Source organism: Streptomyces sp. NPDC007863, from assembly GCF_040633895.1.
Lineage (GTDB): Bacteria > Actinomycetota > Actinomycetes > Streptomycetales > Streptomycetaceae > Streptomyces.
Map to the genome: position 1 here is coordinate 1 of NZ_JBEYEI010000035.1, position 24,156 is coordinate 24,156.

Consider the following 24,156-nt stretch of genomic DNA (forward strand, 5'->3'; position numbering starts at 1 on the left):
CAGATCGCCACCGACAAGCTCGGCATGTTCCTCGCCGCTCCCGACGACATCGCCTACATGGTCCAGCAGCTCGGCGCGACGTACGAGAACTTCGGAATGGGCCCGATCCCGGGCGGCAAGAACACGCTCGCCGGCGGCAACAACTACATGGTCAAGCAGGGCATCTCGCCCGACAAGATCAAGGCCGCCGTCGCCTGGCTCAACTTCAAGAACCTCACCGTCGGCAAGGGCCAGTTCGACTGGGCCCGCACCAAGGCCGACAAGCTCCCGGTCGGCATCCCCCAGCCCAACTTCTGGCTGAACCGCTCGAAGTCGAAGGACGACGCGGCCCGTGTGGAGCACGCCACCATGCCGGTCGCGAACTTCAGGACCTTCATGGACAACCCCGTCCAGGGCAAGGCCGAGCCGCCGAAGGCCCAGGAGATCTACAGGATCCTCGACGACGTGATGGCGGGCGTCCTCACCGACGAGGACGCGGACCTCGACCGACTCCTGTCGACCGCGGAGGCGCGGGTCAACCGGCTTCTCGCCGATCGGTAGCGTCCCGGGAGCCGTCCTGTCGCGGTGTGGACCATGGCGTGAAAGTGCCTTGTGCCCGCAGAGCGGACCCCTCTTCCGAGGTTGATTTAGGTTAGGCTAACCTTCGTCGCGTGCATGTTGGTGAAGAGACCTCCGCGATCCCGCGTCCGCGCGGTCATGAGCTGTCGGCCACGGGTGTCACCGTGGCGTACGACGGTGTCGACGTCGTCCACGAGGCGTCGTTGACGCTGCGGCCGGGCGAGGTGACCGTCCTGGTCGGGCCGAACGGCAGCGGCAAGTCGACGCTGCTGCGGACCGTCGCGCGGCTCCAGCGGCCCCGTACCGCCGAGCTCGTCATCGACCGGGCCACCGACGGGCTCGCCCTGAGCCCGCGTGAGTTCTCGCGCCACGTGGCCCTGCTGACCCAGGGCCGGCCCACGCCCGGCGGACTGACCGTGCGGGACGTCGTCGAGTTCGGCCGCTACCCGTACCGGGGACGCTGGGGCAAGGCCGACCCGGGCGGCCGGGAGGCCGTGGACCGGGCGCTCGCCCTGACCGGCGTCGAGGAGTTCGCCGACCGGGGCGTCGAGCACCTGTCCGGCGGACAGCTCCAGCGGGTGTGGCTCGCCGGCTGCCTCGCCCAGGAGACCGGCGTCCTGCTCCTCGACGAGCCGACCACCTACCTCGACCTGCGCTACCAGGTCGAACTCCTCGACCTCATGCGCGACCTGGCCGACGACCACGGCATCGCCGTCGGCGCCGTCCTCCACGACCTGGACCAGGCCGCCGCCGTCGGCGACCGGATCGTCCTGCTCCACGCGGGGCGGATCGTCGCCGACGGTCTCCCCGAAGACGTCCTGACGGCCGAGCGGCTGACCGAGACCTACGGCATCCGCATCGACGTCGACCCCGACCCCCTCACCGGACGGCTCCGCACCCGCGCGATCGGCCGCCACCACACGCGAAGCGAAAGGCTCAGCACCCCCTCATGAGACGACACCTCGCCACCACCGCGGTCCTCGCCGCGGCCGCCCTCGCCCTGACCGCCTGCGGCACCACCGAGCCCGCCGCCGACGACAAGGCGAAGAAGCCCGCCGAGAAGATCACCCTCACCGACGCCTCCGGCCAGAAGGTCGTCCTCGACGGCCCCGCCCAGAAGGTCGTCGGCACCGAGTGGCACGAGGTCGAGCTGCTGGTCTCGCTCGGCGTCGACCCGGTCGGCGTCGCCGACGTCAAGGGCTACAAGACCTGGGACACCGCCGTCCCGCTGAAGAACGAGCCGAAGGACATCGGCACCCGCGGCGAGCCGAGCATGGACACCATCGCCGCCCTGAAGCCGGACCTCATCGTCGCCAGCACCGACCTGCCGCCGGCCGCCGTCAAGCAGCTGCGCGCCGTCGCCCCGGTGGTGGAGGTCAAGTCGGCCGACGCGGCCGACCCGATCGGGCAGATGAACAAGAACCTCGACCTGCTCGCCCAGGCCACCGGCACCACCGACAAGGCCGCCGAACTCAAGAAGGCCTTCGAGGCCAAGGTCGAGGAGGGCAAGAAGGCCCTGGCCGGTGCCGGCCTCGGCGGCGCCAAGGTCGCCTTCGCCGACGGCTACCTCGTCTCCAACCAGGTCTCCATCCGCCCCTTCACCAACGGCTCGCTCATCGGCGCCGTCAACGAGAAGCTGGGCCTGAAGAACGACTGGAACGTCAAGGGCGACCCGGCGTACGGCCTCGGCGCCACCGACGTCGAGGGCCTGACCAAGCTCAGCGCCGACGTCCACTTCGCCTACATCGGCAACGACGGCGACGAGAGCAGCACCCCCTTCACCGGCGCCCTCGCCAAGGACAAGGTGTGGACCTCGCTGCCGTTCGTGAAGAAGGGCAACGTCCACCGGCTGCCCGACGGCATCTGGATGTTCGGCGGTCCGGGCTCGATGACGAAGTACATCGACTCGATCATCGCCCTGACGAAGTAGACGAATACAGAGGCCATGGCCGTCACCGCAACCACTCCCGCCCCCCGCCCGCCGGCGGCCCCGTCCCGGACGGGCGCGGCCGCGGTGACGGCCGCACTGCTCCTCCTCGTCGCGGGGCTCGCCCTCGTGGACATCACCCAGGGCACCGCCTCCGTCGGCGCCGCCGAGGTCTGGAAGGCCCTCACCGGCGAGGCCGACCCCGCCGACGCGTCCGTCGTCATCGCCTCGCGCCTGCCGCGGATGACCGCCGGGCTGCTCGTCGGCGTCGTCCTCGGCATGGCGGGCGCCGCCCTCCAGGCGGTCAGCCGCAACGTGCTCGCCGCCCCCGACACCCTCGCCGTCAACGCCGGCTCCTACTTCGCCCTCGGCCTCACCGCCGCCACGGGCGTCTCCCTCCCGCTGCTCGCCTCCTCCGGCATCGCGTTCGCCGGCGGCCTCACGGCGGCGGCGGTCGTCCTCGGCCTCTCCGGCCTGGGCACCGGCACCGTCCGGCTCGTCCTCGCCGGCAGCGCCCTCACCCTCGGCCTGACCGCCATGACCGAGGGACTGCTCCTGCTCTTCCCGCAGGAGGCCGAGGGCGTCTACCACTGGAACCAGGGCAGCATCTCCCAGAACGGCTTCGACGGCGTCCTCCAGATGGCGCCCATCGGCGTCGTCGGACTCGCCGGACTGCTGCTGCTCGCCCGCCGGATGGACGCCCTGGCCCTCGGCGACGACGCCGCCCGCGGCCTCGGCGTCCCCGTCCGCTCCACCCGCATGACCGCCGTCGTCCTCGCGGCCCTCCTCGCCACCGCCGCCGTCACCCTCGCCGGACCGGTCGGCTTCGTCGGCCTGTGCGCCCCGGCCCTCGTCCGTCCCCTCGCCCGCCGCTTCCGGGGCTTCGCCCGCACCCGGATCGGCATCCCCGTCGCGGGTCTCGTCGGCGCCGGGCTCGTGCTCGGCGCGGACGTGCTGCTGCGCACGCTCGTCCCCGCGGACACGGCGGTCGCCGTGCCGACCGGCGTCGTCACCAGCCTCGTCGGCGCCGCCTTCGTGATCGCCATGGCCGCACGCCTGAGGGACACCGGCGGAGTCCCCGCCGACCGGCTGCGCATCCGGAGCCGCGCCGTCTTCGTCGGGGTCACGGCCGTCCTCGTGACCGCCCTCGTCGGCGTCGTCATCGCCGCCGTCCTGCTCGGCGACGCCAAGCTGCTCCTGGGCGACGTCGCCAACTGGGTCACGGGGCAGGCCGGGCGGACCGTCGGCTTCGTCCTCGACACCCGGGTGCCCCGGATCCTCGCGGCGCTCCTCGCCGGCGCCGCGCTCGCCCTGGCCGGCACGCTCGTCCAGGCCGTGACCCGCAACCCGCTCGCCGAGCCCGGCATCATGGGCGTCTCCGGGGGCGCCGCGCTCGGTGCCGTCCTCCTCGTCACGACCGTGCCCATGGCCGGCGGATGGGGGGCGGCGGGTGCCGCGTTCGCGGGCGCCGCCGCGGCCTCCGCGCTGCTCTTCGGACTGGCCGCGCGGGGCGGTTTCCAGCAGACCAGGCTCGTCCTCGTCGGCTTCGCCATCCACTCCGGCACCGCCGCCCTCGTCAGCCTGCTCATCATCCTGACGGACCCGTTCAACGCCACCAAGGCCCTCACCTGGCTGTCCGGCTCCACCTACGGCCGGACCCTGCCCGACGTGATCCCCCTCGCGGTCGCGGTCGCCGTCGGTCTGGCCGTCGCGGTCGCGCGCCGCACCGAGCTCGACCTCGTCTCCCTCGACGAGGACACCCCGCGGCTCCTCGGGCTCGCCCTCGGCAGGGGCCGCCTCGGCTTCCTCGTCCTCGGCGTGGTGCTGAGCGCCGCCGCGGTGGCCGCCGCCGGCACCATCGGCTTCGTCGGGCTCGTCGCCCCGCACGCCGCCCGCGCCCTCGTGGGCCGGCGGCACGCGCGCGTCGTCCCGGTCGCCGTCCTCCTCGGCGCGCTCCTCGTCTGCACCGCCGACCTGGTGGGCCGGACCGTCATCGCGCCGGCCCAGCTGGGCGCCGGGATCATGACCGCGGTGATCGGCACGCCGTACTTCCTGTACCTGCTGGTGCGCAGCCGCCGGTAGGCCACGGCCGTCCGGCCACGGCCGTCCGGCCACGGCCCCTACCGGGGGTCGTGGCCGCCGGTCGTTCCCGGGGTGAAGTACTCCTCGGCCCGGAACTCCGCGCCGTGTTCGTTGCGCACGCGGTGCAGGACGAGCCCGGGCCGTCCGCCGCCGAGGTGGTCCGCGCCGGCGACGACGACCACGCCCTCGTCCTCGTGGTGGCGGATGTGGCCCGGCTCGCCGGAGTACAGGCCCCGGGAGACCGTCGCCGTGAGGACGTCGAGCCGGCGGCCGGCGTGGTGCGTGAAGGCGTGGGGCCGCAGCGGGCGCCGGGCCTCGACGAAGCCGGCGATCTCCTCGGCGGAGCGCGTCCAGTCGATCCGTCCGTCCTCGTCGGAGCCGTTGCGCAGGACCTCCGTGAACCGCTCCGGTTCGTGGTGGACCGTGCCGGCCGGACCCGGGTCGAGGTGGTGGTGGACCCGGCGGAGCAGGGAGGCGAGCACCTCGCGCTCGCTCGCGCTCAGCGGGGCCAGGACCTCGTCGTCCGTGGAGGCGATGTCCGCGTTGAGCAGGTCGAGGTAGGCGCGGCCCTCGGGGGTCAGCCGGACGAGGATCCTCCGCCGGTTGCCCGGATCGCGGGCGCAGTCGACGTGTCCCGTCCGCACCAGGTCGTTGACGATTTTCACCAGGTCGCTGGAGTTCATGTCGAGCCGGGCGGCGAGGAGCGTCTTCATCTGCGGGCCCAGGTCGGCGACCATCGCCATGACGGTGAGGTGCCACAGCCGCAGGTTGTGGGCGGCCAGCCGTTCGGTGAGCCGGCGGCGCGCGGCCTTGCCGATCGCGTACATGAGGTACGCGTTGAGGTTGAGCACGCTCGGGGGCGTCATGCTCAGGCGGGGCGGGCCCGCGGGCGCCGCTCCGGGACGCTCGGCGTGCCCCGACGCGGTCCCGGGGGCGGTCCCGGGGGCGCTCCCGGGACCGGGAGCGGAGGCGCCGGGGTCCGCCGCCAGGGCCGCCACGTCCCCCGCGAGCGTGAGATCGGTGCCCGCCAGCGCTCTGAAGACCTGGGCCCAGTCGGTCGTGGGCGTGTTCGAGATGCCGACGACGGTGAACTTCGCTCCGGACGCGTCGCACGCGGTGCCGGAGACGACCGGTCGTTCCATGTGTTCCCCCTTGGTCACCCGGCGGTGAGGTCCGGCCGGCCGGGTCGGGTCGTACGCGTACCGGCGCCCCTCGGGACCGTCCGAGGGGCGCCGGAGTCGAGGGGGTGTGCGCCCCGGGCGCTCACGGCCGTTCGGTGAGGTACCCGCCCATGGAGGTGAAGTACTCGGTGGCGGGCAGTTCGCGGCCGTCCTCCGTCCGGACGCGCGTGACGGCGAGGCCGTGGTTGCGGCCCGTGCGGGCGTCGGCGCCGGCGACGATCACGACGCCGTCGCCCTCGCGGTAGAAGACGCGGCCGGGGGTGCCGCCGTAGCGGCCCTCCGACACCACGGCGGAGAGGATCTCCAGGCGCTTGCCCCGGTGGAAGGTGAAGGCGCTGGGGTACGGCGCGGACTGGGCCCGGACCAGGCGCTCCAGCACCTCGGCCGGCCAGTCCCAGTCGATGCGGATGTCCTCTTCGGCGCGCTTGTGGAAGAAGCTGGCCTGCGAGCGGTCCTGCCGGGTGAACTCGGTCTCCCCGGCGGCGATCCGGGCGAGCGCGCCGATCGTGACGGGGGCGATGAGGTCGACGGTCTTGTGGAAGAGGTCGGTGGCCGTGTCGGTGGGCTCCACGGTGACCGCGCGCTGGTCCACGATGTCGCCGGCGTCGAGCACCTCGTCCATCAGGTGGGCCGTGACGCCCACCTCCCGCTCGCCGTTGACGAGGGCCCAGATCAGGGGGGAGAAGCCGGCGTACTTGGGCAGGAGGGAGTCGTGGACGTTCAGCGTGCCGTGACGGGGGAGCGAGTAGACGCGCGGCGGGATCCACGTGCGCCAGTTGTTGGCCACGATGATGTCCGGATCGGCGGCCTTGAGGAGGTCGAACAGCTCCTCGTCGTCGGGCCGGTTGCGGATGGCGACGGGGACGCCGTGCTCCTCGGCCAGATCGGCGACCGAGTCGCTCCAGATCTTCTCGTAGGCGTGCTCGCTCTTGGGATGTGTCACGACCATCACGACGTCGTGCTCGGACTCCAGGAGTGCTTTCAGGGTGCGGTGACCCCACGTCTGGTAACCGAACATGACGACCCGCATGAGGGTTCCTCCTCGAAAGAGCGAATGACGGCCGCAAGTAAAGCAAGGCTTACCTAACATTGCAATAGCCCAATGTTTTCAAGCCAGTTGATAGGTGAGCCTCCGTCAGGTGTCCGGTTTGTGCAGTCGACAGCCCGCCGCAGGTCAGGTTAGCTTTACCTAAGTTCCGACTGGCTCACGGTGACACCGGGCCGGTGTCGCGTTCTCTTCCCCACGCCTGACAAGCGGCAGTTCCGCACGATGGGAGTGACATGTCTCAGGGTCTTCCTGGCGACGCCCCTCTGGTCCACGACCTCATAGGAATCGGCTTCGGGCCGTCCAATGTGGCCATGGCGCTCGCGCTCAGCGAGCACAACGCCCGCGTCGGGAGGGAGGAGGCCGTCACCGCGCACTTCTTCGAGCGGCAGCCGGGCTTCGGCTGGCACCGCGGCATGCTGATCGACGACGCCACCATGCAGGTGTCCTTCCTCAAGGACCTGGTGACGCTGCGGAATCCGGCCAGCGAGTACAGCTTCCTCTGCTACCTGCGGAGCAAGGGCCGGCTGATCGACTTCGTCAACCACAAGAACCTCTTCCCGCTGCGCGTCGAGTTCCACGACTACTTCGAGTGGGCGGCGGCCAAGGTCGACGACATGGTCTCCTACGGGCACGAGGTGATCGCCATCGAGCCCGTCGTCCGCGACGGCGTCGTCGAGTACCTCGACGTCACCGCCAGGACCGGCACAGAGGCGGTGGTCCACCGCGCCCGGAACCTCGTGATCGGCACGGGACTCCGGCCGCTGATGCCCGAGGGCGTCGCGCGCACCGACCGCGTGTGGCACAACTCCGAGCTGCTCATGAAGGTCGACGGCCTGGACGGCACGGACCCGACCCGCTTCGTCGTCGTCGGCGCCGGGCAGAGCGCGGCCGAGAACGTCGCGTACCTGCACCGCCGCTTCCCCGGGGCCGAGGTGTGCGCCGTCTTCTCCCGCTACGGCTACAGCCCCGCGGACGACAGCAGCTTCGCCAACCGGATCTTCGACCCGGACGCCGTCGACGAGTACTTCACGGCCCCCGGCGACGTGAAGCGCAAGCTGATGGACTACCACGGCAACACCAACTACTCGGTCGTCGACATCGACCTCATCGACGACCTCTACCGGCAGGCGTACCAGGAGAAGGTCCTCGGCACCGAGCGCCTCCGCTTCCTCAACGTCTCCCGGCTCACCGGCGTCGAGGAGAGCGGCGACCGGGTCCACGCCACCGTCACCTCCCTGGTGACCGGGGAGGAGACGGTCATCGACGCCGACGTCGTCGTGTACGCGACCGGCTACCGCCCGGCCGACCCCGTCGGACTCCTCGGCCCGGTCGCCGACCGCTGCCACCGCGACGAGGAGGGACGCGTCCGCGTCGAGCGCGACTACCGGCTCACGACCGACCCCGACGTGCGCTGCGGCATCTACCTCCAGGGCGGCACCGAGCACACCCACGGCATCACGTCGTCCCTCCTCTCCAACACCGCCATCAGGGTCGGCGAGATCCTCGACTCGATCCTCGACCGGGGGCCGGCGCCCGCGCCCGGCGAACCCCGGCCGGTCGCCGACGGCATCGGCTCGGCCCGCTAGGGCCCTCCGTCCCCGGGGCCCACCGTCCCGGCCGAGCCCCCCACTCGCCACGCCCGCCGGACGACGCCGTCGCATCCGGCGGGTGCGGCACGCACTGTGAGATCGCCCGAAAGGAACAACTGTGTTCACTGGTACGCGCCCCGCTCCGACGCGGTTCCTCAGACACCTGCCACACGTCGCCGTCGCCACGGTCGCCGCGCTCGCCCTGTCCGCCTGCGGGGGCGGTACGGAGAAGACCGGGGAGAAGCCCGAGGCGAAGCCCGAGGCCACGGCCGGCACGGAGGGGACGGCCGCCGCCTTCCCGGTGACGGTGCAGCACAAGTACGGCAGCACGACCATCGACAAGGCGCCGCAGCGGGTCGTCACGCTGGGCCTCTCCGACCAGGACGCCGTCCTCGCGCTCGGCGTCAAGCCGGTCGGGGCGGTGGACTGGTTCAAGGAGGACCCGTACGGCAAGTGGCCGTGGACGAAGGACAAGTGGGGGTCCACGAAGCCGGAGATCGTCGGCGAGCGCGACGAGTACAACATCGAGAAGATCGCGGCCCTCAAGCCCGACCTCGTCATCGCGCAGTACTCCGGCATGAAGAAGGAGCAGTACGACACGCTCTCGAAGTTCACCAAGGTCGTCGCCCAGCCCCAGGGCGTCCCCGACTACGGTGCCTCCTGGCAGGTGATGACCCGGCAGATCGGCAAGTCCCTCGGCAAGACGGCCGAGACGGACAAGCTGATCGCCGACATCGACGCCCGCTTCAAGGCCGTCCGCGACAAGCATCCCGAGTGGGCGACCAGGACGCTCGTCGTGGCCGACAGCTTCGAGGCCGGCAAGTACTCGGCCTTCACCAAGACCGACCCCAAGGCGATCTTCTTCAAGGAGCTCGGCTTCAAGGCCAAGCCCGAGATCGACTCCCTCGCCAAGCCCGGCTGGAACGTCGCCGAACTCAGCGCCGAGAAGCTGAACGTCCTCGACGTCGACCGTCTCGTCTGGGTCACCTCCAGCACCGACGCCAACGACCGGATCAAGGCCGAGCCGCTCTACAAGAAGCTCAAGGTCCACCAGGAGAAGCGCGACCTGTTCGTGCCCTACCAGGGCCCGGACATCGGCGCCGCGTTCTCCTTCAACACGGTCCTGTCGATCCCGTACGCCATCGACGAGATCGAGCCGCTGCTGACGGCCGTCAAGTAGCTCCGCCCCTCACCGACGCACCGCCAGGGAAAGGCACAACGTACGATGTTTGACGTCGAGTCGGACCGGACATCCGCGCCCGGAATGCCCTTGACGGGTGGGCAGACCGGCATCTGGCTGGCCCAGCAGATCGAACCGGACAGCTCCGCCTACAACATCGTCTTCGCCCTGGACCTGCGCGGCGCCGTCGACCTCGGCCGCCTCGGCGCGGCGGTGCGCCGGGCCGTCACGGAGGCCGAGTGCCTCCACGTCCGCGTCGGGCCCGCGGCGGACGGCGGACTCCGTCAGACGCCCGTCGCCGTCGCCTTCGACATCCCGGTCGTCGACCTGCGCGACGCCGCGGAGCCGGAGGAGGCCGCCGCCGAGTGGATCACCGCCGACCGGGACCGGCCCGCCGACCCGGCCGACGGGCCGCTCTTCGCCCAGGCCCTGCTCCGGCTCGCCGACGACCGCGTGTGGTGGTACCAGCGGTACCACCACATCCTCGTCGACGGCATGGGCGTCGCGCTGATCTCCCGGCGCGCCGGCGAGCTCTACACCCTGGGGGAGCGGGCCCCCGCGGGCCCCGAACGGTCCCTGCGGAGCCTGGTGGACGCGGACCTCGCCCACCGGGCCTCCGACCGGTACGCGGCCGAGCGCGCCTGGTGGCGGGAGCGCCTGGCCGGCCTGCCGGAGCCGGCCCGCCTGGTCGAGCGGGCCCCCTCGCTCACGACCCGCCGGCTGAGGCGGTCGGTGGAGCTGTCCGCCGAGGAGACCGGGCGGCTGCGCCGGGCCGCCGACCGCGCGGGCTCCCGCGCCTCGCGCGTCCTGATCGCCGCCGTGGCCGCGTATCTGCACCGGGTCACCGGAGAGCAGGACCTCGTCCTCGGGCTGCCGATCGCGGCACGCCAGGACGAGGCGGCGGCCACCGTCCCCGGCATGGTCTCCAACATCGTCCCGCTCCGCCTGACCGTGCGGCCCGCCACCACCGCGTCCGCCCTCGTGGCCCACGTCGGCGAGGCCGTCGCCGAGACGGTCGCGCACGGCCGGTACCGCGCCGAGGACCTGGCCAAGGAGCTGGGGCTCGTCGACGGCGTCGCCGAACTCGTCGGCCCCACCGTCAACATCCTGCCCCGGCCCGACGAGCTGCGCTTCGGGGACGGCACCGCCGAACTCCGGCCGGAGTGGCTCGGCCCCGTCAGCGACCTGGCGTTCGGCTTCGGCGAGGTCCCGGGCACGGGCGGCGTCTCCGTGTACCTCGACGCCGACGCGGCCGTCTGCGACGAGGACACCCTGCGGGCCCACGAACGGCGCTTCCTGGCGCTGCTGCACGCCCTCACCGAGGACCCCGACCGCCCCGTCGGCCACCTCGACCTCACCTCCGACGCCGAACGCGCCGTCCTGCTCGACGAGTTCGGCGTGGCACCGCGCGAGACCGCCGACCTGTCCTGGCCCGCCGCCTTCGAGGCACAGGTGCGCCGCTCGCCCGAGGCCGTCGCGCTCGTCTTCGAGGAGCGCGAGCTGACCTACGCGGAGCTCGACGCCGCCGCGAACCGGCTCGCGTGCCACCTGGCCGACGGCGGCGTCCGCGCCGAGGACGTCGTCGCCGTGGCCCTGCCGCGCTCCCCGGAACTCGTCGTCGCCCTGCTCGCGGTGATGAAGGCCGGCGCCGCCTACCTGCCGCTGGACGCCGACCACCCCCGCGACCGCATCGCCTACATGCTGGACGACGCCGGGGCCCGCACCGTGATCACCGTGCGGGAGCTCGCCGGCGAACTCCCCGAGGCGCCCGACGTCACGCGCCTGGTGCTCGACGACCCGGCCACCGCCGAGGCCGTCGCGCGCCGCGACGCCACCGGCCCCGGAGTGCCGGTCGCCCTGGACCAGGCGGCGTACGTCATCTACACCTCCGGCTCCACCGGCCGTCCCAAGGGCGTCGTCGTCCCGCACGACGGCGTCGGCAGCCTCGTCGCCACCGCCACCGACCGCATCGGCGTCACCGCCGGCAGCCGTGTCGTCCAGTTCGCGTCCGTCGGCTTCGACGTGACCGTCTGGGACCTGATCATGTCGCTCTGCGTCGGCGGCCGGATCATCGTCGTCCCCGCCGAGCGCCGCGTCGCCGGCCCCGCCCTGACCGACTACATCGCGCGGCACCGGGCCACCCACATGATCCTGCCGCCGTCCCTGGTCTCCGCGCTGCCCCCGGAGTGCGAACTGCCCGACGGCGCCGTCCTGATCGTGGGCACCGAGGCCGTGCCCGGCGAGCTCATCGCCCGCTGGGCGGGGCGGGTCCGGGTCGTCGTCGCGTACGGACTCACCGAGGCGAGCGTCAACTCCACGCTGTGGCCCGCCGACCCGGCGCGCCCGGGCCCGGCCCCGATCGGCCGCCCCGACCCCAACACCCGCGCCTACGTCCTCGACACCGCCCTCCGCCCCGTCCCGGTCGGTGCCGAGGGGGAGCTGTACGTCGCCGGGCGCGGCCTCGCGCGCGGCTACCTCGGCCGGCACGGCCTGACGGCGGAACGATTCGTCGCCGACCCGTACGGCGCGCCCGGCAGCCGCATGTACCGCACCGGCGACCGCGTCCGCTGGGGCGCCGACGGCAACATCGAGTTCCTGGGCCGCGCCGACGGCCAGATCAAGATCCGCGGCCACCGGATCGAACCGGGCGAGATCGAGAGCGCGTTCATGGCCTGCCCGGGCATCGCCCAGGCCGCCGTCCTCGCCCGCGAGGACCACCGGGGCGTCAAGCGCCTCGTCGCCTACCTGGTGGGGGAGGACGGCACGGACACCGAGTCCGCCGTCACCGCCGCCCGCGCCCGCGCCGCGGACACCCTGCCCGACCACATGGTGCCGTCCGCCGTCGTCGTGCTCGACGGGCCGCTGCCGCTCACCCCCAACGGCAAGCTCGACAAGCGCGCCCTGCCCGAGCCGCGCTGGACCGCCGTCGCCGGCGCCGACGCGCCCACCGGGCCGGTCGAGACCACGCTCGCCACGCTCTTCGCCGACGTCCTCGGCCTGCCCTCGGCCGGCGTCCACGACAGCTTCTTCGAGCTCGGCGGCGACAGCATCGTCGCCATCCAGTTCGTGAACCGCGCCCGCGAGGCCGGGCTCGCCCTCACCCCCCGCCAGGTGTTCCGGCTCCGCACCGTCGCCGCCCTCGCCCGTGCCGCGGGCGAGACGCCCGCCGCCCCCGCCGCCCCGGTCGCGCTCGACGAGGACGCCCTGCCCGTCTCCCCCCTCCAGGAGGGCTTCTACTTCCACGCCGCCTTCGACGAGGACGCCGCCGACCTCTACGTCGTGCAGGAACTCCTCGACCTCGACGGCCCGGTGGACCCCGAACGGCTGCGCCGCGCCCTCCAGCTGACCCTCGACCGGCACCCCCTGCTGCGCGCCTCCTACCGCCAGCTGCCCGGCGGCGAGGTCGTCCAGCGGCTCGCCGGTCACGTCACGCTGCCGTGGCGGCGGGCCGACACGGCGGAGACCGGGATCGGCGCGCTGCTCGCCGCCGACCGCGCCGAACGCTTCGACCTGACGCGGCCGCCCCTCATCCGGGCCACCCTCATCAAGGACGGCCGGCGCCACCGCCTCCTGCTCACGCTGCACCACATCGTCGCCGACGGCTGGTCCGTCACCGTCCTCCTGCGCGAACTGGCCGCCGCCTACCGGGGCGACGCCCTGCCCGAGCCCGTCGACCCCCGCCCGTACCTGTCCTGGCTGGCCACCCGCGACCGGGACGGCGCCCGCGCCGCCTGGCGCGCCGCCCTGGCCGGCCTGGACGAGCCCACCCGGCTGGCCGCGACCGGCGACACCGAGCGGGCCCCCGCCCGGCCCGAACACGTCGACACCCGGCTGCCCGAGGGCTTCACCGCCGAACTGCGGGCCTTCGCCCGCGCCCACGGCCTCACCCTCGGCACCGTCCTGCACGGCGCCTGGGCCCTGCTCCTCGGCGCGCTCACCGGCCGCAACGACGTCGTCTTCGGCACCACCGTCTCCGGACGCACGACCGAGGTCGCCGGTCTCGACTCCGCCGTCGGCCTGTTCATCAACACCGTCCCGGCCCGCGTCACGCTGCGTCCCGACGAGTCGCTGGCCGGCCTCCTGCGCCGGGTCCAGGACGAGCACGCCGCCCTCCTCGACCACCAGCACCTCGGCCTCGCCGACATCCAGCGGCTCGCCGGCGGCGGAGAGCTCTTCGACACGCTCGTGGTCCTGGAGAACTTCCCGGCCGGCGGACCGGAGGACGGCACGGAGCCCGGAGCCCCGCGCGTCACCGGCGTCGAGGTGCTCGACGCCGTGCACTACCCGCTCGCCCTCGTCGTCGACCCCGGCGACGGCCTGCTGCTGCGGTTCAAGCACGACGCCGCCCGCCTCGACGGCGTGACCGTGGCCGTCCTCGCCCACCGGTTCACCGCGCTGCTGCGCACGCTGGTGGCCGAGCCCGGGCGCACGGTCGCCCGCACCGACGTGCTCTCCGACCGTGAGCGCGACCACCTCGCCGCGTCCCACGCCACCGCGCACGAGGTCCCCGACGCCACGCTCGTCTCGCTGATCGCCGCGCAGACGGCCCGCACCCCGGACGCCCCCGCCGTCGTCTTCGAGTCCACCACCCTCACCTACGCCGAACTCGACCGGCGCGCCGAGGCCCTGGCCGCCCGGCTCCGCGCCGACGGGGCGGGCCCGGAGGCGTACGTCGCGGTCGCCGTGCCCCGCTCGGCCGAACTGATGGTCGCCCTCCTCGGCGTCCTGAAGGCCGGCGCCGCCTATCTGCCCCTCGACCTGGACTACCCGGCCGAACGCGTCGCGTACATGCTCGCCGACTCCGGTGCGCGGACCGTCGTGACCACCGCCGACGCCGTCCTCCGGCTGCCGGACGTGGCGGGCGTCGCCCCCCTCGTCCTCGGCCGGGAGGACACGGCGTCCGGTGCCGGGGCCGCGCCCGGGCGGCCCGCCGGACCCGACCACCCCGCGTACCTCATCTACACCTCCGGCTCCACCGGCCGCCCCAAGGGCGTCGCCGTCACCCACCGGGCGGTCGTCAACCGGCTCGCCTGGATGCAGGACGCGTACGGGCTCACCGCCGACGACCGGGTGCTGCAGAAGACCCCGTCGAGCTTCGACGTGTCCGTGTGGGAGTTCTTCTGGGCGCTCACCGCGGGGGCGACGGTCGTCCTCGCCCGCCCGGACGGCCACCGCGACCCCGGCTACCTCGCCGAGCTGATCCACTCCCGGCGGATCACGACCGCGCACTTCGTCCCCTCGATGCTGGCCGCCTTCACCCAGGCCATGGAGGCCGACGGCGGAGCGCCCGACTGGGCGGCGAGCCTGCGGCGGGTGTACTGCAGCGGCGAGGCGCTCACCGGCGCCCAGGCCCGCGGCTGGTCGGAGCTCACCGCCGGCTCCGCGCACGGCCCCGTGCCGCTGCACAACCTCTACGGCCCCACGGAGGCGGCCGTCGACGTCACGTACTTCCCGTACGAGGGCGGGACGGAGCTCGCCGTCCCCATCGGCCGGCCCGTCTGGAACACCCGCCTGCACGTCCTCGACCCGTTCCTGCGGCCGGTGCCCGACGGCGTCCCCGGCGAGCTGTACCTGGCCGGCGTCCAGCTGGCCCGCGGCTACCACGACCGGTCCGGCCTGACCGCCGAGCGGTTCGTCGCCGACCCGTTCGGCGAGCCCGGGGCGCGCATGTACCGCACCGGGGACCTGGTCCGCCGCCGCGCCGACGGGGCCGTCGAGTACCTCGGCCGCACCGACCGCCAGGTCAAGATCCGCGGCAACCGCATCGAACTCGGCGAGGTCGAGGCCGCGCTGGCCGCCCTGCCGGGCGTCGGACGCGCCGCCGTCGTCGTCCGCGACGGCGCCCTCCTCGGCTACGCCGTCCCGGCGCCCGACGCAGCCCCGGACGGCGGGGCCCCGGACGGCGAGGCCCTGCGCGCCGCGCTCGCCGGGGCGCTGCCCGCGGCCATGGTGCCCAGCGCCGTCGTGACCCTGGACGAGCTGCCGCTGACGCCGAGCGGAAAGCTCGACCAGAACGCCCTGCCGTCACCGGAGTTCACCCCCCGGGCCGGCGGGCGCGGCCCCCGCGACGCGCGGGAGAGCGCCTTCTGCCGGATCTTCGCCGAGGTCCTCGGCGCCGAGGACATCGGCGCCGACGACGACTTCTTCATGCTCGGCGGCGACAGCCTCACCTCCATCGCCGTCGCCACCCGGGCCCGTGAAAGGGGACTGACCATCAGCCCGCGCGATGTCTTCGAGCACCGTACGCCCGCCGCGCTCGCCGCGACGGCCGCGCACGAGCCCGCCGAGCCGGTCGAGCCCGCCGAGTCCGACGCGGCCGCCGACGGGAACGCTCCCGGGGCCCCCGCCGCCGGCGTGACGGTGTCCGCGTCCGACGCCGGGCAGGCCGCCGCCGCGCTCCAGGCGGTGCTCGCCGCGCAGGCCCTGTCCGGCGCCGAGGTCGACCCGGCGCTGCGGGCCCTGCTCGACCGGCTGACCGCCGCCGGCCCGGCCGAGCCCCCCGCGCCCGCCCCGCCGGTCGGTCTCGACCTCACCCCGGAGGAGACCGCCCGCGTCGAGGCCGTCGCCGCCGGGCTCACCGTCGCCGACGTGTGGCCGCTCTCCCCGCTCCAGGAGGGCATGTACTTCCACGCCACCTACGACAGCGGCGACGCCCTCGACGTCTACCTCTCGCAGGAGACCCTGGACTTCGACCACCGCCTGGACGCGGACCGGCTGCGCGCCGCCTGCCGGGCCCTCCTCGACCGCAACGCGAGCCTGCGCGCCGGCTTCACCAGCGACGGCCTGCCCCGGCCCGTGCAGTTCATCGCCGACGGCGCCGAGATCCCGCTCACCGTGACCGACCTGACCGGCCTCGCGCCGGAGGAGCGGACCGCGCGCGTCGAGGAGCTGCTCGCCGCCGACCGCCGGCAGCGCTTCGACCTGTCCGCGCCGCCGCTCTGCCGCCTCCGGCTGCTCCGCCTCGGCGACGGCCGCGACCGGCTCGTCGTCACCCACCACCTCATCCTCTGGGACGGCTGGTCCGCCTGGCTGTTCCTGGAGGAGCTGTTCACGCTGTACGAGCGGTCCGGCGACACCACCGGCCTGCCCGCCCCGGGCTCGTACCGCGACTACCTGGCCTGGCTGCACCGGCAGGACGGCACCCGGGCGCTCGGCGCCTGGCGCGAGGCCCTCGCCGGCTTCGACGAGCCGACGCTCGTCGCCCCCGCCGGCCGCGACGCGGGCCCCGTCATCCCCGCCGACCACCACGCCGTCCTGTCCCGGGAGTCCAGCGACCGGCTGCGCGCCCTCGCCCGCCGGCACGGCCTCACCCTCAACACCGTGCTCAACGCCGCCTGGGGCCTGGTCCTGTCCGCGCTGACCGGACGCGGCGACGTCGCCTTCGGCACCGCGGTCGCCGGACGGCCCGCCGACGTGCCGGACGCGGCCGGCATCATCGGCATGTTCCTCAACACCATCCCCGCCCGCGTCTCCTTCGCCCCGGACGAGCCGCTGCTCGACCTGCTGCGGCGGATGCAGTCCGAGCGCGCCGCCGTCATGCCGTACGAGTACGTGGGCCTCGGCACCCTCCAGCAGGAGACCGGGCACCGCCGCCTCTTCGACACCCTCTTCGTGCTCCGCTCCGCCGACGGCGAGGACCGGGCCGCCGAACTGCGCGGGCGGCACGGCATCACGGACGTGGCGAACGTGGACGGCACCCACTTCCCGCTGACCCTGATCGTCACCCCCGAGACCCGGCTGCGGGTCACCCTGGCGGCCCGGCCCGACCTCTTCGACGCCGAGGCGTCCGCGACCGTCCTCAGCCGCTTCACCACCGTCCTGGAGAGGCTCGGCGAACTCCTCACCGCCCCCGGCGCCGCCTCGGCCGCGACCGCCGGCGTGGACCTGCTGCTGCCCCCCGAGCGCGCCGCCCTGACGGCCGCGTGGGACGCCAGCCGCGAGCCCGTTCCGAACGAGACCGTCGCCGACCTGCTGACCGCCCAGGTCGCCCGTACCCCGGACGCCGTGGCCCTCGTCTTCGGCGAACGCGCCCTCACGTACGCCGAACTGGACGCGCGCATCAACCGGATCGCCCGGCTGCTGCTCGCCCGGGGCGCCGGACCCGAGAAGGCCGTGGCGCTCGCGCTGCCCCGCTCCCTCGACATGGTCGCGGCCCTCTTCGCCGTCCTGCGGACCGGCGCCGCCTATCTGCCGCTCGACCTCGACCACCCGGCGGACCGGCTGCGGCTGATGGCCGAGGACACCGGACCGCTGTGCCTCGTCTCCACCACGGCCGTCGCCCCGACCCTGCGCGGCCCCGGGGGCCCCGTCGCCCCCGAACTCCTCCTGGACGACGAGGCCGTGGCCGCCGAACTGGACGCGCTGCCCGGCTCCACGATCACCGACGCCGAACGGCCCGCGTTCGCGCACGACGTGCCGGACCGCCTGGAGCACCCGGCGTACGTCATCTACACCTCGGGCTCCACCGGCCGGCCCAAGGGCGTCGTCACCCCCTACCGGGGTCTGACGAACATGCAGCTCAACCACCAGAAGGAGATCTTCGACCCGGCGATCGCGTCCGCGGGCGGCCGGCGGCTGCGCGTCGCGCACACCGTCTCCTTCGCCTTCGACATGTCGTGGGAGGAGCTCCTCTGGCTCGTCGAGGGCCACGAGGTCCACGTCTGCGACGAGGACCTGCGCCGCGACGCCGAGGCCCTGGTCGCCTACTGCGACGCCCACCGCGTCGACGTCGTCAACGTGACGCCCACCTACGCCCGGCTCCTCGTCGAGGAGGGCCTGCTCGACCACGACGAGGCCGCCGGGAAGCACCGGCCCGCCCTGGTCCTGCTCGGCGGCGAAGCCGTCCCCGACACGGTCTGGGACCGGCTGCGCCGCACCGAGGGCACCTACGGCTACAACCTGTACGGACCCACCGAGTACACCATCAACACCCTCGGCGGATCGACGACGGACAGCGCCACCTCCACGGTCGGCGTCCCGATCCGCAACACCCGCGCCTACGTCCTCGACGCCATGCTGCGGCCCGTCCCGCCGGGCGCCCCCGGCGAGCTGTACATCGCCGGCACCGGCCTCGCCCGCGGCTACCACGACCGGCCCGGCCTCACCGCCGAACGGTTCGTCGCCGACCCGTTCGGCGAGCCCGGCGAGCGCATGTACCGCACCGGCGACCTCGTCCGGCAGCGCCCCGACGGACTGCTCGACTTCCTCGGCCGCACCGACGACCAGGTGAAGATCCGCGGCTACCGCATCGAACTCGGCGAGATCGCGGGCGCCCTGTCCGCGCACCCGGCGGTCGCGCACGCCGCCGTCGTCGTCGACGAGTCCACCGGCACCAAGCGCCTCGCCGGCTACGTCGTCCCCGAGGCCGGCACCGAGGCCGGCGAGGAGCTGCTCCAGCACCTGCGCGACCACCTGAAGGCCGGCCTGCCGGACTACATGGTCCCGTCCGCGCTCGTCACCGTCGCCACCCTGCCGCTCACCGTCAACGGCAAGCTCGACGTCCGGGCCCTGCCCGCCCCGGACTTCGCCGGCACCGCGACCAGCCGCCCGCCGCGCACCCCGCGCGAGGAGACGCTGTGCGCGCTGTTCGCCGAGGTCCTGGGCCTGCCCGAGGGCAGCGTCGGCATCGACCACGACTTCTTCGAGCTCGGCGGCCACTCCCTGCTCGCCACCCGGCTCGTCAGCCGCGCCCGGACCGCGCTCGACACCGAACTGGCCATCCGCGACCTGTTCGAGGCGCCCACCGTCGCCGAACTGGTGGAGCGGGCCGACCGCCGCGGCGGCGCCGCCCGCCCCGCGCTGACGGCCGGCGAACGCCCCGACGAACTGCCGCTCTCCCACGCCCAGCAGCGGCTCTGGGTGATCCAGCAGATCGAGTGCACCTCGGCCGCGTACAACTTCCCGCTCGTCATGCGGATGCGCGGCCCCCTCGACACCGAGGCGTGGCGCGCCGCCCTCAGCGACGTGACGAATCGTCACGAAGCCCTGCGCACCGTCTTCTTCACCACCCCGGACGGTCGGACGCTCCAGCGGGTGCTGCCCGCCGGGCAGGCGCGCCCCGTGGTGGAGACGGTCCGCGCCACCGAGGAGGAGCTGCCCGGCCTCGTCGACGCGGCCGTCAACCGCCCCTTCGACCTCGCCGCCGAACTGCCCCTGCGGGCCACGGTCGTGGCGCTGGGACCCGAGGACCACATCGTCGTCCTGCTGCTGCACCACATCACCACCGACGAGTGGTCGGACCGCCCCTTCCTGCGCGACCTGGCCGCCGCCTACGCGGCCCGCACCCGCGGCGGTGCCCCCGCGTGGGATCCGCTGCCGGTGCAGTACGCCGACTACGCGCTCTGGCAGCAGCGGCTCCTCGGCGACCCGGCGGACGCCGGCAGCCTGGCCGCGCGGCAGCTGGACCACTGGCGCACGACGCTGGCCGGCGCCCCCGAGGAGCTGGAGCTCCCCACGGACCGGCCGCGGCCCGCCCGCCCGGCGTTCACCGGAGCCGAACTGGACCTCGCCTTCGACGCCACCACCCACGAGGGCCTCAGGCGGCTCGCCCGGGTGACCGGCGCCAGCATGTTCATGGTCGTGCACGCGGCCGTGGCCGCCCTGCTGCACCGCATGGGCGCCGGCACCGACCTCCCCCTCGGCGCGCCCATCGCGGGCCGCGGCGACGAAGCCCTCGACGAACTCGTCGGGTTCTTCGTCAACACGCTCGTGCTGCGCACCGACGTGAGCGGCGACCCCGGCTTCACCGAACTGCTCGCCCGGGTCCGCGAGACCGACCTCGCCGCCTTCTCGCACGCGGACGTGCCCTTCGAGTCCGTCGTCGAGGCGCTCAATCCGACGCGCTCGCTCTCCCGCAACCCGCTCTTCCAGGTGATGGTCGGCTACCACGCCCGCACCGGCGAGGAGCGGGCGCTGCCCGGACTCGCCGTGGAGTACGTGCCGTTCCGGATCCGCTCCGCCAAGTTCGACCTCGTGTTCAGCTTCACCGAGCACACCCCGGCCGACGGCGGCACCGGCTCCCTGGGCTGCCGCCTGGAGTACGCCACCGAGCTGTTCGACCCGGAGACCGCCGCGGAGCTCGCCGACCGGCTCCGCCGGCTCGTCGCCGCCCTCGTCGCCGCGCCCGAACGGCCCCTGTCGCAGCTGGAGATCCTCACCGGCGAGGAGCGCCGGCTCGTCCTGGAGGGCTTCAACGGCCTGCCGCGCGAGGTCGAGGAGGAGTCGTTCCCGGCCCTGTTCGCCCGGCGGCTCGCCGAGCGGCCCGACGCCGTCGCCGTCGTCGACCGCGCCCGCTCCGTCACGTACGCCCAGCTCGACGCCCGCGCCGACCGCCTCGCCCGGCTGCTCGCCGCGCGCGGCGCCGGAGCCGAGAGCGTCGTCGGCGTGGCCGTGCCCCGGTCCGTGGACATGGTCGCCGCGGTGCTCGCGGCCCTGAAACTGGGCGCCGCGTTCCTCCCGCTCGACCTCGCCCACCCGGCCGACCGGCTCGCGTACATGATCGAGGACTCCGGAGCGGCCCTCGTGGTCGGCACCGAACCGGTCGCCGGGAAGATCCCCGACGTGCCGGGCGTGCCCGTCGTCCTGCTCGACGCGCCGGACACCGCCGCCGAACTCGACGCCCTCCCCGGACAGCCCCTGGAGAGCGCCCCGGTCGCCCTCGACCAGGCCGCCTACGTGATCTACACCTCCGGCTCCACCGGCCGCCCCAAGGGCGTGGTCGTGCCCCACGAGGGCATCGCCAGCCTGGTCGCGACGGCCGTCGACCGCATGGGGCTGCGCCCCGACAGCCGGGTGCTGCAGTTCGCCTCGATCGGCTTCGACGTGTTCGCGTTCGAACTGGCGATGGCGCTCTGCCACGGCGGACGGCTCGTCCTGATCACGGACGAGGCACGCGTCGCCGGACCGGCGCTCACCGACTTCCTCGCAAACCAGCGGATCACCCACATGATCCTGCCGCCGTCGCTGGTGTCGGCCCTGCCGCCCGGCTGCGAACTGCCGGAGGGATCGACCGTCCTGGTCGGCACCGAGACCGTGCCGCCGGACCTGTTCGAGCGGTTCGGCGCCACGGCCGACCTGATCTGCGCCTACGGACTCACCGAGGCCACGGTCAACTCCACGCTCTGGCCGGCCCGCGAGCACGGCTCCACGCCGACCGGCCGGGTCCCGATCGGCCGCCCCGACCCCAACACCCGCGCCTACGTGCTCGACGAGCACCTGCGGCCCGTGCCGCCCGGCGTGGTGGGCGAGCTGTACGTCGCCGGGCGCGGCCTCGCCCGCGGCTACCTCGGCAAGCCCGGCCTGACCTCCGAGCGGTTCGTCGCCGACCCGTACGGCGCGCCCGGCAGCCGGATGTACCGCACCGGCGACCGGGCCCGCTGGCGCCGCGACGGCAACCTCGACTTCCTCGGCCGGGTCGACACCCAGGTCAAGGTGCGCGGCTTCCGCATCGAGCTGGGCGAGATCGAGGCGGCCCTCGCCGGGCACCCCGCGGTCGCCCAGGCCGCCGTCCTGCCCGACCGCGACGGGGACATCGTCCGTCTCATCGGGTACGCCGTCCCCGAGTCGGGCGACCTCGACCCCCAGGAGCTGCGCGCCCACGTCGCCGGCCTGCTCCCCGAGTACATGGTCCCGGCGCTCGTGGTGCCGCTCGACGGCCCGCTGCCGCTGACCCCCAACGGCAAGCTGGACCGCAAGGCGCTGCCCGCGCCGGACTGGTCGGCGATGACCGGGGACGCCCGCCCGGCCACCGCGACGCAGGCCCGCCTCGCCGGGCTGTTCCGCGAGATCCTCAGGCTCGACAGCGTCGGCGTGCACGACAACTTCTTCGCCCTCGGCGGCCACTCGATGGCCTCGATGCGGCTCCTCGGCCGCATCCGCACCGAGTTCGGCGTCGAGCTCGGCATCCGGGACGTCTTCGACGCCCTCACCGTCGCCGGTCTCGCGGGCAAGCTCGACGGCGCGGCCGCCGCCCGCCCGGCGCTGCGCCCCACCGGACACGGGGACGGGCCGCTGCCGCTCGCGCCCGGCCAGCGCACCCAGTGGCGGGCGTACCGCCGGGGCCCCGGCTTCGACCACGCGCTGGTCCTGCGCGCCACCGACGGCTTCGACGCGGACGCGCTCGCCGCCGCCCTCGCCGACACCGCCGGCCGCCACGAGCCGCTGCGCACGGCCTTCGCGGAACGCGACGGCGCCGTGCACCAGCGCCCCGTCGACGCCCCCGTCCTCGTCACCGAGGAGTGCGCCGACCTGGACGCCCGGCTGCGGGAACTCGCGGCCGGGACGTTCGACGCGGAGCGGGAGGCCCCGCTGCAGGCCCGCCTGCTCACGGGCGGGGACGGTACGCAGGCCCTGCTGCTCGCCCTGCACTACCTGGCCGTCGACGAATGGTCCGTGGTCCCGCTCTTCCGCGACCTCACCACCGCCTACGCGGCCCGCGTCCGGGGCGACGCGCCCACGTGGGAGCCGCTGCCCGTCTCGTACGCCGACTACACCCGCTGGGCCCACGAGATCCTCGGCGACCTCACGGACCCCGACAGCCGTGGCGGACGGCAGCTCGCCGCCTGGCGGGAGACCCTCCGGGACGTCCCGCGGCGGCTGGCGCTGCCGGGCGACGGCCCGCGGCCCGACGCCGCCGGCCCGGCCGGACACCCCGCGGACCACGTCGCCTTCGTGCTCGACGAGGGACTGCACGCGGCCGTCGACGGGCTGGCCCGGGCCACCGGCACCAGCATGTTCATGGTGCTGCACTCCGCGCTCGCGGCCCTGCTCACCGCGCACGGCGCGGGCACCGACCTGCCCATCGGCACGATGGTCGCGGGACGCACCGACGACCGGCTCGCCGATCTCGTCGGCAGCTTCCTCAACACGGTCGTGCTGCGCACCGACACCGCGGGCGACCCGACCTTCGCCGCACTGCTGACCCGGGTGCGGGAGACCACGCTCGGCGCCCTGGACCGGCAGGACGTCCCCTTCGACGAGGTCGCCCGGGCCGCCGGCCTGCCGGCCGGCGGACCGCAGGTCATGGTGATCCACCACGAGCAGGCCGAGCTGAGCCGGCTCGAAGGCGGCCTGGGCTCCCTGGAGGTCGTCCCGACCGGGCGGACCCGGGCCGAGCTGACGCTCAGCTTCCACGAGCCGCGCGGCGACGGCCCCGTGCACTGCGCGCTCGTCCACGCCACCGACCTGATCGGCACCGCCGAGGCGCGGCGGCTCGCCGACGAACTGCTGCGGCTGCTGCGCACCGCGGCCGCCCGACCGGAACAGCCGCTGTCCGAGCTGTTCACCGCACCGTCCGTACCGTCCCTGAGGAGTGACACCGCATGACGACCAACCCGTTCGAGGACCCGCAGGGCACCTTCCTGGTCCTCGTCAACGACGAGAACCAGCACTCGATGTGGCCGGCCTTCGCCGAGGTCCCGGCCGGCTGGCGCACCGTCGCGGGCCCCGGCACGCGCGAGGCGTGCCTCGCGTACGTGGAGGAGAACTGGACCGACCTGCGGCCCGCGAGCCTCGCCGACGCCCAGCGGGGCTGAACCGGCCGGTCCGCACGGACGCCGCCGCCCGCGGAGGATTCCCTCCGCGGGCGGCGGCGT

At 74.2% G+C, this 24,156-nt stretch carries 9 protein-coding genes and 1 pseudogene; 8 read left to right on the plus strand and 2 right to left on the minus strand.

Features of this window, described 5'->3' with window-relative positions; genetic code table 11:
• The 4 genes and pseudogenes from ABZ621_RS35495 to ABZ621_RS35510 all read left to right on the plus strand — a co-directional run.
• A pseudogene (locus tag ABZ621_RS35495) lies at positions 1-540 on the plus strand (sugar ABC transporter substrate-binding protein); the annotation flags it as partial.
• A gap of 110 nt (positions 541-650) precedes the next feature.
• Positions 651-1,511, plus strand: a complete 861-nt coding sequence (locus ABZ621_RS35500) for an ABC transporter ATP-binding protein (RefSeq protein ID WP_360610999.1) — start codon at positions 651-653, stop codon at positions 1,509-1,511.
• On the plus strand, positions 1,508-2,488 hold the full coding sequence (locus ABZ621_RS35505; RefSeq protein ID WP_360611001.1) for an iron-siderophore ABC transporter substrate-binding protein: 981 nt from the start codon (positions 1,508-1,510) through the stop codon (positions 2,486-2,488). Before ABZ621_RS35500 ends, ABZ621_RS35505 begins: the two co-directional genes overlap by 4 nt.
• A 15-nt stretch (positions 2,489-2,503) precedes the next feature.
• Positions 2,504-4,567, plus strand: a complete 2,064-nt coding sequence (locus tag ABZ621_RS35510) for an iron ABC transporter permease (protein ID WP_360611003.1) — start codon at positions 2,504-2,506, stop codon at positions 4,565-4,567.
• 38 nt (positions 4,568-4,605) lie between these two features.
• Here the strand turns inward: ABZ621_RS35510 and ABZ621_RS35515 are convergent, their stop codons facing one another.
• Together ABZ621_RS35515 and ABZ621_RS35520 are read right to left on the minus strand one after the other, a co-directional pair.
• Positions 4,606-5,709, minus strand: a complete 1,104-nt coding sequence (locus tag ABZ621_RS35515) for a winged helix DNA-binding protein (RefSeq protein ID WP_360611005.1) — start codon at positions 5,707-5,709, stop codon at positions 4,606-4,608.
• A gap of 121 nt (positions 5,710-5,830) precedes the next feature.
• Positions 5,831-6,778 carry a methionyl-tRNA formyltransferase gene (locus ABZ621_RS35520; RefSeq protein ID WP_360611007.1) on the minus strand — a complete coding sequence of 316 codons (948 nt, stop codon included), beginning with the start codon at positions 6,776-6,778 and terminating at the stop codon, positions 5,831-5,833.
• Positions 6,779-7,029: 251 nt separating this feature from the next.
• On the opposite strand from ABZ621_RS35520, the gene ABZ621_RS35525 reads away from it, so the two are divergent.
• The 4 genes from ABZ621_RS35525 (at position 7,030) to ABZ621_RS35540 (ending at position 24,096) form a co-directional block, all read left to right on the plus strand.
• Positions 7,030-8,382, plus strand: coding sequence for a lysine N(6)-hydroxylase/L-ornithine N(5)-oxygenase family protein (locus ABZ621_RS35525; protein ID WP_360611009.1), 1,353 nt, complete (start codon positions 7,030-7,032; stop codon positions 8,380-8,382).
• Between the two features lie 121 nt (positions 8,383-8,503).
• Complete coding sequence (locus ABZ621_RS35530; RefSeq protein ID WP_360611011.1) at positions 8,504-9,565, plus strand: iron-siderophore ABC transporter substrate-binding protein; 1,062 nt, start codon at positions 8,504-8,506, stop codon at positions 9,563-9,565.
• Positions 9,566-9,649: 84 nt separating this feature from the next.
• A complete protein-coding gene (locus ABZ621_RS35535; RefSeq protein ID WP_360611013.1) occupies positions 9,650-23,887 on the plus strand; it encodes an amino acid adenylation domain-containing protein in 14,238 nt (4,745 codons plus the stop codon).
• Positions 23,884-24,096 (plus strand): MbtH family protein, encoded by a 213-nt coding sequence (locus ABZ621_RS35540; RefSeq protein WP_360611014.1) that lies wholly within the window; start codon positions 23,884-23,886, stop codon positions 24,094-24,096. Before ABZ621_RS35535 ends, ABZ621_RS35540 begins: the two co-directional genes overlap by 4 nt.
• Positions 24,097-24,156 lie beyond the last annotated feature (60 nt).

Excerpts from the sequence above, each read along its gene's own strand:
- ABZ621_RS35505 (WP_360611001.1), top strand. The coding sequence starts at position 1,508 with ATGAGACGACACCTCGCCACCACCGCGGTCCTCGCCGCGGCCGCCCTC.
- ABZ621_RS35510 (WP_360611003.1), top strand. The coding sequence starts at position 2,504 with ATGGCCGTCACCGCAACCACTCCCGCCCCCCGCCCGCCGGCGGCCCCG.
- ABZ621_RS35515 (WP_360611005.1), bottom strand. The coding sequence starts at position 5,709 with ATGGAACGACCGGTCGTCTCCGGCACCGCGTGCGACGCGTCCGGAGCG.
- ABZ621_RS35520 (WP_360611007.1), bottom strand. The coding sequence starts at position 6,778 with ATGCGGGTCGTCATGTTCGGTTACCAGACGTGGGGTCACCGCACCCTG.
- ABZ621_RS35525 (WP_360611009.1), top strand. The coding sequence starts at position 7,030 with ATGTCTCAGGGTCTTCCTGGCGACGCCCCTCTGGTCCACGACCTCATA.
- ABZ621_RS35535 (WP_360611013.1), top strand. The coding sequence starts at position 9,650 with ATGCCCTTGACGGGTGGGCAGACCGGCATCTGGCTGGCCCAGCAGATC.
- ABZ621_RS35540 (WP_360611014.1), top strand. The coding sequence starts at position 23,884 with ATGACGACCAACCCGTTCGAGGACCCGCAGGGCACCTTCCTGGTCCTC.